Annotated in this window: 15 protein-coding genes; 7 read left to right on the top strand and 8 right to left on the bottom strand. The window is 61.3% G+C overall.

The window, feature by feature from the left end; translation table 11 throughout:
* Position 1 precedes the first annotated feature (1 nt).
* The 5 genes from AC07OP_RS02340 to gloB form a co-directional block, all read right to left on the bottom strand.
* Entirely contained in the window at positions 2-1,078 is a 1,077-nt protein-coding gene (locus AC07OP_RS02340) for a microcin C ABC transporter permease YejB (protein ID WP_027606500.1), read from the bottom strand.
* Positions 1,079-2,923, bottom strand: coding sequence for an extracellular solute-binding protein (locus AC07OP_RS02335; protein WP_108574350.1), 1,845 nt, complete (start codon positions 2,921-2,923; stop codon positions 1,079-1,081). It abuts the gene before it with no gap.
* Positions 2,920-4,749, bottom strand: a complete 1,830-nt coding sequence (locus AC07OP_RS02330) for an extracellular solute-binding protein (RefSeq protein WP_115486255.1) — start codon at positions 4,747-4,749, stop codon at positions 2,920-2,922. Before AC07OP_RS02330 ends, AC07OP_RS02335 begins: the two co-directional genes overlap by 4 nt.
* Positions 4,750-4,893: 144 nt before the next feature.
* Entirely contained in the window at positions 4,894-6,309 is a 1,416-nt protein-coding gene (locus tag AC07OP_RS02325; protein WP_027606497.1) for a lytic transglycosylase domain-containing protein, read from the bottom strand.
* Positions 6,310-6,407: 98 nt separating this feature from the next.
* Positions 6,408-7,175 (bottom strand): hydroxyacylglutathione hydrolase, encoded by a 768-nt coding sequence (gene gloB / locus AC07OP_RS02320; protein WP_495101627.1) that lies wholly within the window; start codon positions 7,173-7,175, stop codon positions 6,408-6,410.
* 65 nt (positions 7,176-7,240) lie between these two features.
* Here gloB and AC07OP_RS02315 point away from each other — a divergent pair, with 65 nt between their 5' ends.
* The 5 genes from AC07OP_RS02315 (at position 7,241) to AC07OP_RS02295 (ending at position 12,368) form a co-directional block, all read left to right on the top strand.
* The gene (locus AC07OP_RS02315; RefSeq protein WP_115486254.1) at positions 7,241-7,999 is read left to right on the top strand and encodes a class I SAM-dependent methyltransferase; all 759 of its coding nucleotides are present in this window, start codon (positions 7,241-7,243) and stop codon (positions 7,997-7,999) included.
* A 45-nt stretch (positions 8,000-8,044) separates the two neighbouring features.
* On the top strand, positions 8,045-8,497 hold the full coding sequence (gene rnhA / locus AC07OP_RS02310; RefSeq protein WP_003173571.1) for a ribonuclease HI: 453 nt from the start codon (positions 8,045-8,047) through the stop codon (positions 8,495-8,497).
* An 82-nt stretch (positions 8,498-8,579) separates the two neighbouring features.
* Positions 8,580-9,320: a DNA polymerase III subunit epsilon gene (gene dnaQ, locus AC07OP_RS02305; protein ID WP_193603541.1), complete on the top strand. Its 741-nt coding sequence runs from the start codon at positions 8,580-8,582 to the stop codon at positions 9,318-9,320.
* 202 nt (positions 9,321-9,522) lie between these two features.
* A complete protein-coding gene (locus tag AC07OP_RS02300; protein ID WP_098479715.1) occupies positions 9,523-11,778 on the top strand; it encodes an Orn/Lys/Arg family decarboxylase in 2,256 nt (751 codons plus the stop codon).
* A 20-nt stretch (positions 11,779-11,798) separates the two neighbouring features.
* On the top strand, positions 11,799-12,368 hold the full coding sequence (locus AC07OP_RS02295) for a GNAT family N-acetyltransferase (RefSeq protein ID WP_027606492.1): 570 nt from the start codon (positions 11,799-11,801) through the stop codon (positions 12,366-12,368).
* Here the strand turns inward: AC07OP_RS02295 and AC07OP_RS02290 are convergent.
* The gene (locus AC07OP_RS02290; RefSeq protein ID WP_495101626.1) at positions 12,365-13,258 is read right to left on the bottom strand and encodes a LysR substrate-binding domain-containing protein; all 894 of its coding nucleotides are present in this window, start codon (positions 13,256-13,258) and stop codon (positions 12,365-12,367) included. The genes AC07OP_RS02295 and AC07OP_RS02290 overlap by 4 nt on opposite strands.
* 181 nt (positions 13,259-13,439) lie before the next feature.
* On the opposite strand from AC07OP_RS02290, the gene AC07OP_RS02285 reads away from it, so the two are divergent.
* Entirely contained in the window at positions 13,440-13,784 is a 345-nt protein-coding gene (locus tag AC07OP_RS02285) for a hypothetical protein (protein ID WP_074846394.1), read from the top strand.
* A gap of 63 nt (positions 13,785-13,847) precedes the next feature.
* On the opposite strand, the gene AC07OP_RS02280 is transcribed toward AC07OP_RS02285, so the two are convergent.
* Positions 13,848-14,084, bottom strand: a complete 237-nt coding sequence (locus AC07OP_RS02280) for a hypothetical protein (RefSeq protein ID WP_065927911.1) — start codon at positions 14,082-14,084, stop codon at positions 13,848-13,850.
* A gap of 226 nt (positions 14,085-14,310) precedes the next feature.
* Between AC07OP_RS02280 and AC07OP_RS02275 the strand changes: the two genes are divergently transcribed.
* Positions 14,311-14,868, top strand: a complete 558-nt coding sequence (locus AC07OP_RS02275; protein ID WP_495101625.1) for an NADPH-dependent FMN reductase — start codon at positions 14,311-14,313, stop codon at positions 14,866-14,868.
* Between the two features lie 116 nt (positions 14,869-14,984).
* Here AC07OP_RS02275 and poxB read toward each other — a convergent pair whose 3' ends face one another.
* Positions 14,985-16,709, bottom strand: a complete 1,725-nt coding sequence (gene poxB / locus AC07OP_RS02270; RefSeq protein WP_115486249.1) for a ubiquinone-dependent pyruvate dehydrogenase — start codon at positions 16,707-16,709, stop codon at positions 14,985-14,987.
* Between the last annotated feature and the right edge of the window lie 64 nt (positions 16,710-16,773).

Below are 16,773 nucleotides of genomic sequence, written 5' to 3'. Positions count from 1 at the left end.
CTCAATGCTCCCGGCTGGCGAAGTCGATACGCGGATCGACCAGGGTGTAGGTGAGGTCGCCGATCAGTTTCACCACCAGCCCCAGCAGGGTGAAGATAAACAGCGTGCCGAACACCACCGGGTAGTCGCGGTTGATCGCTGCTTCAAAGCTCATCAGGCCCAGGCCGTCGAGGGAGAAGATCACTTCCACCAGCAACGAGCCGGTGAAGAAAATCCCGATGAACGCCGACGGGAAGCCGGCGATCACCAGCAGCATCGCGTTACGGAACACATGGCCGTAGAGCACGCGGTGGTTGGTCAGGCCCTTGGCCTTGGCGGTGATCACGTATTGCTTGTTGATCTCGTCGAGAAAGCTGTTCTTGGTCAGCAGGGTCATGGTCGCGAAGTTGCCGATCACCAGCGCGGTGATGGGCAGCGCCAGGTGCCAGAAATAGTCGAGCACCTTGCCGCCCCAGCTCAACTCATCGAAGTTGTTGGACGTGAGCCCACGCAAGGGGAACCAGTCGAAGTAACTGCCGCCGGCAAACACCACGATCAGCAGGATCGCAAACAGGAACGCCGGGATCGCATAACCGACGATGATTGCCGAGCTGGTCCACACATCGAAGTGGCTGCCGTGGCGCGTGGCCTTGGCGATCCCCAGCGGGATCGACACCAGGTACATGATCAGCGTGCTCCATAACCCCAGGGAGATCGATACCGGCATCTTTTCCTTGATCAGGTCGATGACCTTGGCGTCACGGAAAAAGCTGTCGCCGAAATCCAGCCGGGCGTAGTTCTTGACCATGATCCACAAGCGTTCCGGCGCCGACTTGTCGAAGCCGTACATTTTTTCGATTTCCTTGATCAGCGCCGGGTCCAGGCCCTGGGCGCCACGGTAGCTGCTGGAGCCGGCCACCGAGACTTCGGCACCGCCGCCGGCAATGCGGCTGGTGGCGCCTTCAAAGCCTTCGAGCTTGGCGATCATCTGTTCCACCGGGCCACCGGGGGCGGCCTGGATAATGATGAAGTTGATCAGCAGGATCCCGAACAACGTCGGGATGATCAGCAACAGGCGGCGAACAATATAGGCCAGCATTTAATCGCCTCCGCTCGCCGCATCGGCGCTCGTGTCGGTAGCCGTTTCCAGGGTGACGGCAGGTTTTACGTTGGGTTTTGCCCACCAGGTGGCGGTGCCCACATCATAGCGTGGCGGGGTTTTCGGATGGCCGAGGTGGTCCCAGTACGCCACGCGGAAGGTCTTGATGTGCCAATTGGGGATCACGTAGTAACCGAACTGCAGCACACGGTCCAGGGCCTTGGCATGGGCGATCAGGCTGTTGCGCGAGTCGGCGTCGATCAGTTCTTCCACCAACTGGTCGACCGCCGGATCCTTGAGGCCCATGTAGTTGCGGCTGCCGGGTTTGTCGGCACTGGAAGACTTCCAGAATTCCCGTTGTTCGTTACCCGGCGAGGTGGATTGCGGGAAGCTGCCCACCATCATGTCGAAGTCCCGGGAACGCACACGGTTGACGAACTGCGAAACGTCCACCCGGCGGATCACCAGGTCGATGCCCAGGTCCGCCAGGTTGCGCTTGAACGGCAGCAGGATGCGCTCGAACTCGGTCTGGGCCAGCAGGAACTCGATGGTCACCGGTTTGCCCGTGGTGTCGACCATCTTGTCGTCGACGATGCGCCAGCCGGCCTCCTGCAGCAGTTGGTAGGCCTCGCGTTGCTGGGTGCGGATCATGCCGCTGCCGTCGGTTTTGGCCGGCTCGAAGGCCTGGGTGAAGACTTCGGCGGGGATCTTGTCGCGCAGGGGTTCGAGGATTTTCAGCTCATCCGGGCCGGGCAGGCCGGTGGCGGCCATTTCGGAGTTTTCGAAGTAGCTGCGGGTGCGCGTGTAGGCGCCGTTGAACAGCTGTTTGTTGCTCCACTCGAAGTCCAGCAACAGGCTGATGGCCTTGCGCACGCGCACATCCTGGAACATCGGCTTGCGCGTATTGAACACAAAACCCTGCATGCCGGTGGGATTGCCGTTGGGGATTTCTTCCTTGATCAACCGGCCCTCGGTCACGGCCGGAATGTTGTAGGCATTGGCCCAGTTCTTGGCGCTGAATTCCAGCCAGTAGTCGAACTGCCCGGCCTTCAACGCTTCCAGGGACACGGTGCTGTCGCGGTAGTAGTCGGTGATGCGGTTGTCGAAATTGTAGAAACCCTTGGTGATCGGCAGGTCCTTGGCCCAGTAGTCCTTGACCCGCTCGTAGCGGATCATGCGCCCGGCCTTGACCTCGGCCACCTTGTACGGCCCGCTGCCCAGGGGCACCTCGAGGTTGCCCTTGGCAAAGTCCCGCGTGGCCCACCAATGCTTGGGCAGTACCGGCAGTTGCCCGAGGATCAGCGGCAATTCGCGGTTGTTGGTGCGCTTGAACTTGAACAGCACCCGCAATGGGTCTTCGGCGACCACTTCATCCACATCGGCGTAGTAGGTGCGGTAGATCGGCGAGCCTTCCTTCATCAGTTCCTGGAAGGTGAACACCACGTCTTCGGCGTGGATCGGGTGGCCGTCGTGGAACCGCGCTTCGGGCCGCAGGTAGAAACGCACCCAGCTGTTGTCCGGGGCTTTTTCGATCTTGCCGGCGACCAGGCCGTATTCGGTGATCGGTTCGTCCAGGCTCTGCATGGCCAGGGTGTCGTAGATCAGGCTGATGTTGTCGGCCGGCACGCCCTTGCTGATAAACGGGTTGAGGCTGTCGAAGCCGCCCATGCTCGACTCGCGGAAGGTGCCGCCCTTGGGCGCATCCGGATTGACGTAGTCGAAGTGCTTGAAGTCGGCGGGGTATTTCGGCGGCTCGTTGTACAGCGTCAGCGCGTGTTGCGGCGCGGCGTGGGCCGTGGTGCACAGCAACAGGCTGCCGAGCAGTACGTTGCGCAAATACATCATTGGGCTTTCTCCGAAGCTTTCAGCCACCACGCGCTCAGGCCCAGGCTGTAGGGCGGCGTGGTGACAAAGGCGAACCGGTTGCGGTACGCCAGGCGATGATAGTTGAGGTACCAGTTGGGAATGCTGTAGTGCTGCCACAGCAGCACCCGGTCCAGGGCGCGGCCGGCGGCCAGTTGTTCTTCGCGGGTCTGCGCCGCCAGCAGTTGTTCCAGCAGGTGATCGACAACGGGGTTGGCGATGCCCGCATAGTTCTTGCTGCCCTTGATCGCGGCCTGGCTGGAGTGGAAGTACTGCCACTGTTCGAGGCCGGGGCTCAAGGTCTGGTTGAGGGTGATCAGGATCATGTCGAAATCGAATTGATCCAGGCGTTGCTTGTACTGGGCGCGGTCGACGGTGCGCAGGCGTGCGTCGATGCCGATGCTGATCAGGTTCTCGACATAGGGCTGCAGGATGCGCTCCAGGTTCGGGTTGACCAGCAGGATCTCGAAGCGCAGCGGTTGCCCGTCCTTGTTGAGCAGGCGTTGGCCCGACAGCTTCCAGCCGGCTTCGCCCAGCAGCGCCAGGGCGTGGCGCAGGGTTTCGCGGGGGATGCCGCGCCCGTCGGTCTGGGGCAGGCTGAAGGCTTGGGTAAACAGGTTGGGCGGCAGTTGGTCGCGGTAGGGGGAGAGCATCAGCCATTCATGGCCGGTTGGCACCCCGGTAGCGGCGAATTCGCTGTTGGGGTAATAGCTGAGCGTGCGTTTGTAGGCGCTGCTGAACAGGGTGCGGTTGGTCCACTCGAAGTCGAACATCAACCCCAGGGCTTCGCGCACCTTGGTCTGGCTGAAGGTCGGGCGCCGGGTGTTCATGAACAGGCCCTGGCTTTGGGTCGGGATCTGGTGGGCGATCTGCGCCTTGATCACTTCGCCACGGTTCACCGCCGGGAAGTTGTAGCCATTGGCCCAGTTCTTGGCCTGGTGCTCGATATAAATGTCGAACTCGCCGGCCTTGAACGCTTCGAAGGCCACATCGCTGTCGCGGTAGAACTCCACCTCGACCTTGTCGTAGTTATAGAAACCCTGGTTGACCGGCAAGTCCTTGCCCCAGTAATCCTTGACCCGTTCGAACACCAGTTGGCGTCCAGGGGTGACCTTGCTGATACGGTACGGCCCGCTGCCCAGGGGCGGTTCGAAGGTGGTCGCCTTGAAGTCGCGGTTTTTCCAATAGTGCTGAGGCAATACCGGCAATTCGCCCAGGCGCAGGATCAGCAACGGGTTGCCGGCGCGCTTGAATACAAAGCGGATGCGGTGAGGGTTGAGGATGTCCACCCGCGCCACTTCCTGCAGGTTGGTGCGGTACTGGGGGTGGCCTTCGGTCAGCAGGGTGCGATAGGAAAATGCCACGTCATAGGCCGTGATCGGCTTGCCATCGTGGAAGCGCGCCTGCGGACGCAGGTTGAACACGACCCAGCTGCGGTCCTCGCTGTATTCCACCGACTGGGCAATCAGCCCGTAGCTGGAGGTGGGCTCGTCGCCGGACGGCGCGTACTGGCCGGTGCCGACCATCAACGGCTCGTTCAGCTCATTGACGCCGTATTGCAGGAAGTTGGGGGTGGAAACCGGGCTTGAACCCTTGAACGTGTAGGGGTTGAGGGTATCGAAGGTGCCAAATGCCATGACCCGCAAGGTCCCGCCTTTCGGCGCTGCAGGGTTTACCCAATCGAAGTGGGTGAATTTGGCCGGGTACTTGAGCGTGCCGAACTGCGTGTAACCGTGGCTCTCGGTTATTGTCGCGTTCGCACCAAAGCTCAAGGCCAGACTTATTAGTAGAAGGAGGGGACGCTTCAAGTCAGGGATCCGATCCAGGCGGCTTGGGCTTTATGATCGGTACAGTAACAGCTTGTTCCGGATGGAAAAAGCCAGTCGGGATGATGTAGAACCAATGTGGGAGCAAGCCCCCTCCCACATTGGTTCTCCGGGGTTCTTGAAACCTTAGCGCGGCCCGGAAACCACCAGCATCTGCCCCGGCTTCAGCGCCTGGCCAGTACGGGGGTTCCAACGCTTGAGATGTTGCATCTCGACGTTGAAGCGCTTGGCGACGATGTACAGCGAGTCGCCTTTCTTGACCTTGTACTGCACCGGCTTCTTGCTGTCGGCCTTGGCCACCAGCTTGCGGGTGTCCTGCATCACCAGGGTCTGGCCGACCTTGAGGGCCTGGCCGTTGAGTTTGTTCCAGCGCTGCAGGTCATGCACGTCGACCTTGTTCGCCTTGGCGATCAGCGTGAGGTTGTCGCCACTGCGCACCTTGTAGCTGCGGGTGCGGCCGGCCACCCGGGCGGTCTCGACTTCGTCGAACACCTGCTTTTTCGGGCGCATCGCCAGCAATTCTTCCGGCTTCATCGTCGAAAGGGTGCTGGTGAGCAATTGTGCCTTGGAGCTCGGCACCAGCAGGTGCTGCGGGCCATCCAGGGTGGTGCGTTGCTTGAGCGCCGGGTTGAGCTGGAACAGTTCGTCTTCGTCGATCTCGGCCAGCGCGGCAACCCGCGACAGGTCCATGCTTTGCTTGACCTCGACCACTTCGAAGTACGGCGTGTTGGCAATCGGGTTCAGGTTGACGCCATAGGCCTCGGGGGCCAGCACCACCTGGGACAGCGCCAGGAACTTGGGCACATAGTCCTTGGTTTCCTGGGGCAGGGGCAGGTTCCAGTAGTCGGTGGGCAGGCCGAGCTTCTCGTTGCGCTCGATGGCCCGGCTCACCGTGCCTTCGCCGGCGTTATAGGCGGCCAGGGCCAGCAGCCAGTCGCCGTTGAACATGTCGTGCAGACGGGTCAGGTAGTCCAGGGCGGCGGTGGTGGAGGCGGTGATGTCGCGGCGGCCGTCGTAGGCGCGGGTCTGGCGCAGGTTGAAGTAGCGCCCGGTGGAGGGGATGAACTGCCACAGGCCGACGGCATCGCTGCGCGAATACGCCATCGGGTTGTAGGCACTTTCGATCACCGGCAGCAGCGCCAGCTCCAGGGGCATGTTGCGTTCTTCAAGGCGTTCGACGATGTAATGAATGTAGAGGCTGCCGCGTTCACCGGCGTTCTCCAGGAAGGACGGGTTGCTGGCGAACCACAGGCGCTGTTGCTCGATGCGCGGGTTGACACCCACGTTGTCCTGCAATTGAAAGCCCCGGCGCATGCGTTCCCAGACATCCTGGGGCACTTCTGGAGCAGGTTTCTCTGAAAGCCAGATGACGGGTTTCTGTTTGATCTTGGCGGCAAGGTTGGGCTTGGGTTGCACGGTGGATTGTGCGGCGAAATTTGTCGATTGGCAGCCCGCCAGCGTGGCGGACACAGCCACCGCCACAGCTTGAGCCAGGCGGGTCAATGCGTCTGAATGGTTGGCTTTACGAATAGATGACGACATTGGCTGGAAGTAAGTTCCGGGCAAAAATGTCGGGCGATTCTAGAAAGCACTTTGGTTCCGGTCAACCATTCAGAAATTACGTATCAGATTGCATCCCTTTAGAACTTATCTTTCCACGCCCTCAAGCTAGCAAATACCTCGGCCCCAGAGCGGTTGTCACGACCATTCCGTTCGTCCGCTTTTTGTTTAACGGATGTTTCAGAGGTACGCAGGAAGGGGTTGGTGCGCTTTTCCAGGGCCAGGTTGGACGGCAGCGTCATCTCGCCGCGGGCCCGCAGCTGACGGACGTTTTCCACCCGTTCGGAGATGTCGGCATTCTGCGGTTCCACCGCCTGGGCAAACTTGAGGTTACTTTGTGTGTATTCGTGGGTGCAGTACACCAGGGTATCGGCGGGCAGGGCGGCCAGGCGCTCGAGGGAGGTGTGCATCTGTTCCGGCGTGCCTTCGAACAGGCGGCCACAACCGGCGGCGAACAGGGTGTCGCCACAGAACAGCACGCCCTGGTGGTAGAAGGCGATATGGCCCAGGGTGTGGCCGGGCACGGCATAGACGTCGAAGTCCCAGCCCAGCACGTTGATGCGGTCGTTATCCTGCAGCGCGATGTCCCGCGCCGGGATCGTCTCGTTGGCCGGACCATACACCTTGGCGTCGCTCACCCGCTTGAGTTGCTCGACACCGCCGACATGATCGTGGTGATGGTGGGTAATCAGGATGTCGCTGAGGGTCCACGTCGGGTTTTGCTCGAGCCAGGCCAGTACCGGCGCGGCATCGCCGGGATCGACCACGGCACAACGTTGGGTCTGCGGGTCCTGCAGCAACCAGATGTAGTTATCGGTGAAGGCGGGCAGGGCACTGATCTGTATCATTCTTCGATTCGCCAAGCTGAACACATTGGTGCATCTTAGAACGTCTAGGCGAGTTGGAGAATGCAATGACTGATAAAGCGTTCGCCCAGGCCGATCCTGAGTGGCTGGCCCTGATCGGCGCAGCCCGTGAATGGCTGTCCGGGCCCATCGGGCAATTTTTGCTGGATGAAGAGCGGCGCATGCTCGAAGACGAGTTGGGTCGTTTCTTTGGCGGCTACCTGGTGCATTACGGTCCGTCGGCCCAGACCCCGCCCGCCGCGCCCCAGGTGCAACGCAATGTGCGCCTGGGCGCGCCGTTGCCGGGGGTGGAGATTGTCTGCGAAGAACAGGCCTGGCCATTGAGCGAGCACGCCGCCGATGTGGTGGTGTTGCAGCATGGCCTGGATTTCTGCCTGTCGCCCCACGGTCTGCTGCGTGAAGCGGCGAGCAGCGTGCGCCCTGGCGGCCATTTGCTGATTGTCGGCATTAACCCTTGGAGCAGTTGGGGCCTGCGCCATGTATTCGCCCATGATGGCCTGCGCCAGGCGCGCTGCATCTCGCCATCACGGGTCGGGGACTGGCTGAACCTGCTGGGCTTCGCGCTGGAGAAACGCCGCTTCGGGTGCTATCGTCCGCCGCTTGCCTCGGCCAAGTGGCAAGGCCGCCTGGCCGGTTGGGAACGTCGCGCGGGCGCCTGGCAACTGTCGGGTGGCGGCTTCTATTTATTGGTGGCGCGCAAGATCGTGGTCGGGCTGCGGCCGGTGCGCCAGGTGCTGCGCCAGCCCATGGGCAAATTGGTGCCGATGCCGATGGCCAAGGTCAACCGCAAGCAAAGCGAACCGTAAAAACTTTTTTGATTTCAGACCTGCCCGTCTTGATGGATGTAACCGATGACCGATAGCGTAGAACTCTTCACCGATGGCGCCTGCAAGGGCAACCCCGGCCCCGGCGGCTGGGGCGCCTTGCTGGTGTGCAAGGGCGTAGAGAAGGAGTTGTGGGGCGGCGAAGCCAACACCACCAACAACCGCATGGAGCTGATGGGCGCCATTCGCGGCCTGGAAGAACTCAAGCGCCGCTGCAACGTGCTGCTGGTCACCGACTCGCAATACGTGATGAAAGGCATCAACGAGTGGATGGTCAACTGGAAGAAGCGCGGCTGGAAGACCGCGGCCAAGGAGCCGGTCAAGAATGCCGACCTGTGGCAATTGCTCGATGAGCAATGCAACCGCCATGACATCACCTGGAAATGGGTGCGCGGGCACATCGGCCATCCGGGGAACGAGCGCGCCGACCAGCTTGCCAATAGAGGTGTGGACGAAGTGCGGGGCTACAAGCAGAGCTGATGCTGGCTGACGTGTTAACATCGCGCTCCTTGACCCACACCACACTGCACACCACACCGTTGAGAGCTGAACCCTGATGGCGATCCGATCTGTTGTACTCGATACCGAAACCACCGGCATGCCGGTGACAGACGGCCACCGGATCATTGAAATCGGCTGTGTCGAACTCATGGGTCGGCGCCTCACCGGTCGTCACTTCCACGTCTACCTGCAACCGGACCGCGACAGTGACGAAGGCGCCATCGGCGTCCACGGCATCACCGACGAGTTCCTCAAGGGCAAGCCGCGTTTCGCCGAAGTGGCCGATGAGTTCTTCGAGTTCATCAACGGCGCCCAGTTGATCATCCATAACGCGGCGTTCGACGTCGGCTTCATCAATAACGAGTTTGCCCTGATGGGGCAGATGGATCGCGCGGACATTTCCCAGCACTGCTCGATCCTCGACACCCTGATGATGGCCCGTGAGCGTCACCCGGGCCAGCGCAACAGCCTCGATGCCTTGTGCAAGCGTTATGGCGTCGACAACTCCGGCCGTGAACTCCACGGCGCCTTGCTCGACTCCGAGATTCTCGCCGACGTTTACTTGACCATGACCGGCGGGCAGACCAGCCTGTCCCTGGCCGGCAACGCCTCCGACGGCAGTGGCTCGGCGGAAGGCTCGGGCAACCGCCCTTCGGAAATCCGCCGCCTGCCGGCCGATCGCAAGCCCACCACCATCATTCGCGCCAGCGAGCAGGATATGGCCGAGCATGCGGCGCGGTTGGAGGCGATTGCCAAGTCGGCGGGTGCGCCGGCGTTGTGGACCCAGCTAACACAACAATAGCCCTGCGTAGGTATGATCAAAATGTGGGAGGGGGCTACACCCTGATGGCGGTGTATCAGCCAATAAAATATGAGCTGGCATACCTACATCGGGAGCAAGCCCCCTCCCACAGTTGATCTCCGTTGCTTTCAGAATCTTCATTCGCGTCATCGTCCCCGAGCTTCTACCCTTGAGTGCATAGCCCTCAGGACTACACGCCCTCATGTACAAAGACCTGAAGTTCCCCGTGCTTATCGTGCACCGCGACATCAAGGCCGACACCGTTGCCGGTGACCGGGTTCGCGGCATCGCCCGGGAGTTGGAACAAGAGGGCTTCAGTATCTTTTCCGCCGTGGACTACGCCGAAGGCCGGCTGGTGGCGTCGACCCATCACGGCCTGGCGTGCATGCTGATCGCGGCCGAAGGCGCCGGTGAGAATACCCACCTGCTGCAAAACATGGTCGAGCTGATCCGCCTGGCGCGCCTGCGAGCGCCGAACCTGCCGATCTTTGCCCTGGGCGAGCAGGTCACCCTGGAAAACGCCCCGGCCGATGCCATGAGCGAACTCAACCAGCTGCGCGGCATTCTCTACCTGTTCGAAGACACCGTACCGTTTCTCGCCCGTCAGGTGGCCCGTGCTGCCCGCACTTACCTGGATGGCCTGCTGCCGCCATTCTTCAAGGCGCTGGTGCAACACACCGCCGACTCCAACTATTCCTGGCACACCCCCGGCCATGGCGGTGGCGTGGCCTATCGCAAAAGTCCGGTGGGGCAGGCGTTTCATCAGTTCTTCGGGGAGAACACCCTGCGCTCGGACTTGTCGGTCTCGGTGCCCGAACTGGGCTCGCTGCTGGATCACACCGGGCCCCTGGCCGAAGCCGAAGCCCGTGCCGCGCGCAACTTCGGCGCCGACCATACCTTTTTCGTGATCAACGGCACGTCCACCGCCAACAAGATCGTCTGGCACTCCATGGTCGGGCGCGATGACCTGGTGCTGGTGGACCGCAACTGCCACAAGTCGGTGTTGCATTCGATCATCATGACCGGTGCCATCCCGCTGTACCTGTGCCCGGAGCGCAACGAACTGGGCATCATCGGTCCGATTCCCCTGAGCGAGTTCAGCCCGGAATCGATCCGCGCCAAGATCGACGCCAGCCCCTTGACCCGTGGCCGGCCCCCCAAGGTGAAGCTGGCCGTGGTCACCAACTCCACCTACGACGGCCTGTGCTACAACGCCGAGCTGATCAAGCAGCAATTGGGCAACAGTGTCGAGGTGCTGCACTTCGACGAAGCCTGGTATGCCTACGCGGCGTTCCACGAGTTCTTTGCCGGCCGTTACGGCATGGGCACCTCCCGTACCCCGGACAGCCCGCTGGTGTTCACCACCCACTCCACCCACAAGCTGCTGGCGGCGTTCAGCCAGGCCTCGATGATCCATGTGCAGGACGGCGGCGCGCGCCAACTGGACCGCGACCGTTTCAATGAAGCCTTCATGATGCACATCTCCACGTCGCCGCAGTACAGCATCATCGCCTCCCTGGACGTCGCCTCGGCGATGATGGAGGGCCCGGCCGGGCGCTCGCTGCTGCAGGAAATGTTCGACGAGGCCCTGAGTTTTCGCCGCGCCCTGGCCAACCTGCGTCAACACATTGCCGCCGAAGACTGGTGGTTCTCCATCTGGCAGCCGCCGTCGGTGGCGGGCATCGACCGCGTCGCCACCGCGGATTGGCTGTTGCTGCCGCAGGATGACTGGCACGGCTTTGGTGACGTGGCCGAAGACTACGTGCTGCTGGACCCGATCAAAGTGACCCTGGTGATGCCCGGCCTCACCGCCGGTGGTGCCTTGAGCGAGCGCGGGATTCCCGCCGCAGTGGTCAGCAAATTCCTCTGGGAACGCGGACTGGTGGTGGAAAAGACCGGGCTGTATTCGTTCCTCGTGTTGTTTTCCATGGGCATCACCAAGGGCAAATGGAGTACCTTGCTCACCGAGTTGCTTGAGTTCAAGCGCAGTTACGACGGGAATGTCAGCCTCGCCAGTTGTTTGCCATCGGTGTTTGCCCAGGGCCCGGCTCGCTATCAGGGCCTGGGTTTGCGCGACCTGTGTGATCAATTGCACGGCTGTTACCGCAGCAACGCCACCGCCAGGCACCTCAAGCGCATGTACACGGTGTTGCCGGAAATCGCGATGAAACCCGCCGACGCCTACGACCAATTGGTAAGGGGCGAGGTAGAGGCCGTGTCCATTGATGCCTTGCCAGGACGCATTGCAGCCGTGATGCTGGTGCCTTATCCGCCGGGGATTCCGTTGATCATGCCAGGCGAGCGCTTTACCGAGTCGACCCGGTCGATCATCGACTACCTGGCGTTTGCCCGGACGTTCGATAGCAGTTTCCCCGGTTTTGTTGCCGATGTTCACGGGCTACAACACGAAGATGACGGCAGTGGTCGTTGTTACACCGTCGATTGCATCAAGGGTTAAGGATGTTTATGCAAGCTGTAATGAACCCGAAGTATCCAGGGCTCAGTGTGCGGGTCGCCGACGAGGGCTTCGACGCCTACGTGTGGGGCAATGATTTCAGCTTTGAGGTCAGTGCCTATGGCGTGCCGGAGATGGGCAGGCGGGTCGATCAATGGCCCGTGGAGCGCATCGTGCCGTACCGCAAGTGCTATGGCATCGACCCGGAAGAATTCGCCAGTTTTCGCGATGCGCCGGACAGTGCGATCTTCATGGCCTACCTGGATGATCGTGCGGTCGGGCATATCGTGGTCAGCACCAATTGGAACGGCTTTGCCCACGTTGACGAACTGGCGGTGGCCTTGCCTGCCCGTCGGCACGGGGTGGCCAAGGCGCTGCTGGATGTGGCGCAGTTCTGGAGCCGCAAGAAAAACCTGCCGGGCATGATGCTGGAGACCCAGAACAACAACCTGGGCGCCTGCCGACTGTATGAGCGTTGCGGCTACGTGATGGGCGGGATCGACCACCTGCGCTATCGCGGCATCGACCCGCAAACCCGTGAAGTGGCGATTTTCTGGTATCGGTTGTTCAAGACCGACGCCGAGCGGCGTTAACTCTCCAGCAGGCCCTGGGCCTTTTGCGTGACGATCTCCAGTAACGCATTCAGCGCAGGCGAGGTCACGCCATCCTTGAGTGTCAGCGCATACAGGCTGACCAGGATCGGCGGCGACACCGGGCATGTATCCAGGCCCGCCTCGCGTGCGCCAAACGCGGTGAACGGGTCGACAATCGCCAGGCCTTCGCCGGCTTCCACCATGCTGCGCATCATCTGGTAGGTCTGTACCCGCGTCTGCACCACCGGCAGCGGGCGCAAGGCTTGCAGCTTGGCGTCCAGCAGGCGGCTGAGCGGGTCGTGTCCTTCGAGCCCGATCATTGCTTGCCCGGCCAGGTCCTGCAGCGCAATGTACTTCTGCTTGGGCTTGAGCCAGCCGTGGGGCGCCAGCAATTGCAATTTGCCTTGGGCCAGCACCGTGCTGTGGATTTGCGGGTGTTCCGGGTCATGCAGGCTCAGGCCCACCTCGGCCTCGTGCAGCAGCAGGCTGCGCACGATTTCCCGGGTTGGCTGGCTCGACAGGTTGCACGGCGTGTCCTGGAAGCGTCGGCGCAGCAGCGCAACGCTCTGGGGCAGCAGTTGATTGGCCAGGGGCGGCGTGCACAAGGCGCGCAACGTGGGGGCGTGATGGTGTTTCAAGCGGCTGGCCAAGCGTTGCACCGGTTCCAGGGCTTCGTACACATGGGCCATTTCTGCCTGCAACTCCAGGGTTTCCCGTGTCGCTTGCAAACGCCCGCGGACACTGGCAAACAGCATGAAGCCCAATTGCCGCTCGGCCTCCTTGAGTGCCGCGTCTACATCGCCCACGGGAAGTTGCAACCATTCGGCGGCGGTGCCGAGGTGTCCGGTCTGCAGTATGGCCTGAATCACTTCGATATGACGTAAACGCATGGCCGGAGTCTATGTGCAGCGCCGTGGGGATTCAATGGTGCATGCCGTCGTGCGCAAAAAAGACGGTGTGGGTCGTGTACATCGCTGGCGTTCAGCCAGGACCTCACTAGAATGGCGAGTCTGATCATCAACGACCAATGCCGATTACCGGCACATACAACAAAAACAGGTCTGGTCTCATATGCCTCTGCCCTCGACAGTTCTCGGGGTAACGGTCAAGCAACTGCTGGTCCTGGTGACCGTAGGGTGCGTGGCTGCTTATCTCTTCAGCAATCACGATGAATCGGCCCCGGAAAACCTCACGCTTGAGGCATTTATCCGTGCCCAGGAGCAAGTCGCCGCGCAGGTCGGCACAGTGCTGGGCATGACGCAGGTCAAGCAGGTGGTGGCGTATCCGGGGTACAACTCGCCGGGCTACAGGCGGGTGATGTACGCGGTGGAAGGCGAGCGGGGCCGGTTGATGGTGACGCTCAAGCAAGTGGACGGTGAGTCGGGGCTTGAAGTGACGGAAATTCGCAGCCCGTGACCGCCCGGCCCAGTCGATGCCGTCAATGGCCGGGACTGAGCAGGTACGCCTGGGCGATCAAGCTTATGAGGCGAGGACGGTCTGCGATTCGCGGACGATAATGGTCCCCGACTGAATCAGCTTGAACTCATCGCCTTCGAGTTTTTCTACCCGGTCGCCAATGGCCAGCTTGTAGGTGGTGGTGGGTGCCGAGCCAGCCAGGTCGCCTTGCGCCGGGTTGGATTCCTGGAACTCATGCACCGAATACACGCGTCCTTCTGCGTCTCTGGCATGAAACTGTCCGACTAGTACTGCTGCCATCTGTTTAGAACCTCTGGAGATAAACACTCAATTCGCGGTGCTGTAGACCGTCATAAAGAGGGGGAGTTTACCTATTGAAAAAAAATACTATTCGCTGACATTTTCAGACAGTTCCTACGCATCAAATCGCGGGCCGAACGTCTGGAGGATTATCAAAACCTTCTGGTGAACGCACTGCGAAGCCTTTATAACTACAAGCTCCCTTAGTCAGACGTCGAGAAACCCAATGAGCAAGGTCTATACGATTGCCGTCCTGGTTGGCAGCCTGAGAAAAGACTCGATCAACCGCAAGGTCGCCCTGGCATTGGCCGAACTGGCCCCTGCCAACCTGAAGTTGAGCATTGTGGAAATTGGCGATTTGCCGCTCTACAACGAGGACATCGATGGGGCATCACCGCCCGCAGCCTACAGTACTTTCCGTCAGCAGGTACGTTCATCCGACGCGGTGTTGTTTGTGACGCCGGAGTACAACCGCTCCGTACCCGCGCCATTGAAGAATGCGATTGACGTCGGCTCCCGTCCGTATGGCCAAAGCGCCTGGAGTGGCAAGCCGGGAGCGATCATCAGCGTATCGCCGGGCGCCGTTGGCGGTTTTGGCGCCAACCACCATCTGCGTCAGTCCCTGGTGTTCCTCGATGTGCCATGCATGCAGCAGCCGGAAGCCTACTTGGGCGGAGCGGGCAGCGTGTTCGACGACGCCGGCAAGGTGTCGGAAAAGACCAGGCCGTTCCTGCAGGCATTTATTGATGCCTACGGCAAATGGGTAGAAAAACAGGCAGCTTGAATCGGCTCTCGCCGTTCAGTTAAGGCTTTTGTAGGAGCGAGCAAGCTCGCTCCTACAGGAGGCGATGTACGCTTAACTGGCTGGCATTAGGGCAAGCCCCCTCCCACAGTATTGGATCAGCGCAACCAGTTAGTCCGCGCCAACTCGATCACTTCATCTCCACGCCCACTCATCACCGCCTTGAGCATGTACAGGCTGAACCCCTTGGCCTGTTCCAGCTTGATGCTCGGCGGCATCACCAGTTCCTGGGTGGCCGTCACCACATCCACCAGCACCGGGCCATCGTGGGCCAGGGCGCGGCGCAGGGCCGGTTCCAGGTCTTCGGATTGCTCCACGCGAATGCCGAGGATGCCCATGGCGTTGGACATGGCGGCGAAGTCCGGGTTTTTCAGCTCGGTGCCCGCATCCAGGTAGCCCGCAGCCTTCATTTCCATGGCGACAAAGCCCAGGGACGAGTTATCGAACACGATGACTTTGACGGGCAGTTTCAACTGCGCCAGTGAAATGAAATCCCCCATCAACATGGCAAACCCGCCGTCGCCGGACATTGAGATCACCTGGCGCCCAGGGAAGGCCGCCTGCGCACCGATCGCCTGGGGCATGGCATTGGCCATGGAGCCGTGGTTGAACGAACCGATCAGGCGACGCTTGCCATTCATCTTCAGGTAGCGCGCCGCCCACACGGTCGGCGAGCCCACGTCGGCGGTGAAGATTGCATCGTCGTCCGCCAGTTCGCTGAGCAGGCGCGCCACGTATTGCGGGTGGATCGGCCGGTTGGCCTTTGACGGTTGCGCCAGGTCGTCCAGGCCTTGGCGGGCTTTTTCGTAGTGCTTCAGAGAGGTCTCGAGGAAGCTGCGGTCGGTCTTGCGGGTCAGGCGCGGCAGCAGCGCGTCGAGGGTCTCGCTCACATCGGCAGCGATGCCCAGGTCCAGCGTGGCGCGACGGCCCAGGGCCTGCGGGTTGCGGTCGACCTGGATGATTTTGGCAGCGGTGGGGTAGAACTGGCGGTACGGGAAGTCAGTGCCGAGCATGATCAGCGTGTCGCAGTCGAGCATGGCGTGGTAGCCGGAGCTGAAGCCGATCAGGCCGGTCATACCCACATCAAATGGGTTGTCCCATTCCACATGCTCCTTGCCGCGCAGGGCGTGCACCACCGGAGCCCCCAGCGTGTCGGCCAGGGCCACCACTTGATCGTGGGCACCGGCGCAGCCACTGCCGCACAGTAGGGTGACTTTCTCGCTGTTTTCAAGGATCTCGGTCAGGCGCTGCAGGTCCTGTTCCGCCGGCAGGGTACGCGGTGTGTGCAGGGCCGGCCAGGGCTTGAGCTTGTCTTCGACTTCCAGCAACGATACGTCCCCCGGAATCACCACCACCGCCACGCCGCGGTTGAGGATCGCCGAACGCATGGCGCGGTGCAGCACGTGCGGCATCTGTTCGGGGTTGGTGACCAGCTCGATAAAGTGGCTGCACTCCTTGAACAGTTCCTGGGGATGAGTCTCCTGGAAGTAATTCAGGCCGATCTCGGAGGAGGGGATTTGTGCGGCAATCGCCAGCACCGGCACATGGTTGCGATGGCAATCGAACAGGCCATTGATCAAGTGCAGGTTGCCCGGCCCGCAGCTGCCAGCGCATACGGTCAGTTCGCCAGTGGCTGCAGCTTCGGCACCGGCAGCGAAGGCGGCGACTTCTTCGTGACGTACATGCATCCACTCGATGCTGTCCATGGTACGCAGGGCGTCGGTGAGGCCGTTGAGGCTGTCGCCGGTCAGGCCCCAGATACGCTTGATCCCCGCCTGTTCAAGGGTGGTCGCCAATTGCTGGGCCAGGTTGATTTTCGCCATGAAGAACTCCAATCGTCAGTGAGGTTAAAAGCTGCTGATCAATAGGGGACAGTTCGATCACGGC

The sequence above is a fragment of the Pseudomonas sp. GW821-FHT09D08 genome (genome assembly GCF_059416305.1).
Note: the sequence above shows the minus strand (reverse complement) of the source record. Positions and strands in the feature narration are given on the sequence as shown.

What these genes read in the sequence shown, in the direction of transcription:
- AC07OP_RS02340 (WP_027606500.1), bottom strand. Translation starts at nt 1,078, where the DNA reads ATGCTGGCCTATATTGTTCGCCGCCTGTTGCTGATCATCCCGACGTTG.
- AC07OP_RS02335 (WP_108574350.1), bottom strand. Translation starts at nt 2,923, where the DNA reads ATGATGTATTTGCGCAACGTACTGCTCGGCAGCCTGTTGCTGTGCACC.
- AC07OP_RS02325 (WP_027606497.1), bottom strand. Translation starts at nt 6,309, where the DNA reads ATGTCGTCATCTATTCGTAAAGCCAACCATTCAGACGCATTGACCCGC.
- gloB (WP_495101627.1), bottom strand. Translation starts at nt 7,175, where the DNA reads ATGATACAGATCAGTGCCCTGCCCGCCTTCACCGATAACTACATCTGG.
- AC07OP_RS02315 (WP_115486254.1), top strand. Translation starts at nt 7,241, where the DNA reads ATGACTGATAAAGCGTTCGCCCAGGCCGATCCTGAGTGGCTGGCCCTG.
- rnhA (WP_003173571.1), top strand. Translation starts at nt 8,045, where the DNA reads ATGACCGATAGCGTAGAACTCTTCACCGATGGCGCCTGCAAGGGCAAC.
- AC07OP_RS02300 (WP_098479715.1), top strand. Translation starts at nt 9,523, where the DNA reads ATGTACAAAGACCTGAAGTTCCCCGTGCTTATCGTGCACCGCGACATC.
- AC07OP_RS02295 (WP_027606492.1), top strand. Translation starts at nt 11,799, where the DNA reads ATGAACCCGAAGTATCCAGGGCTCAGTGTGCGGGTCGCCGACGAGGGC.
- AC07OP_RS02290 (WP_495101626.1), bottom strand. Translation starts at nt 13,258, where the DNA reads ATGCGTTTACGTCATATCGAAGTGATTCAGGCCATACTGCAGACCGGA.
- AC07OP_RS02285 (WP_074846394.1), top strand. Translation starts at nt 13,440, where the DNA reads ATGCCTCTGCCCTCGACAGTTCTCGGGGTAACGGTCAAGCAACTGCTG.
- AC07OP_RS02280 (WP_065927911.1), bottom strand. Translation starts at nt 14,084, where the DNA reads ATGGCAGCAGTACTAGTCGGACAGTTTCATGCCAGAGACGCAGAAGGA.
- AC07OP_RS02275 (WP_495101625.1), top strand. Translation starts at nt 14,311, where the DNA reads ATGAGCAAGGTCTATACGATTGCCGTCCTGGTTGGCAGCCTGAGAAAA.
- poxB (WP_115486249.1), bottom strand. Translation starts at nt 16,709, where the DNA reads ATGGCGAAAATCAACCTGGCCCAGCAATTGGCGACCACCCTTGAACAG.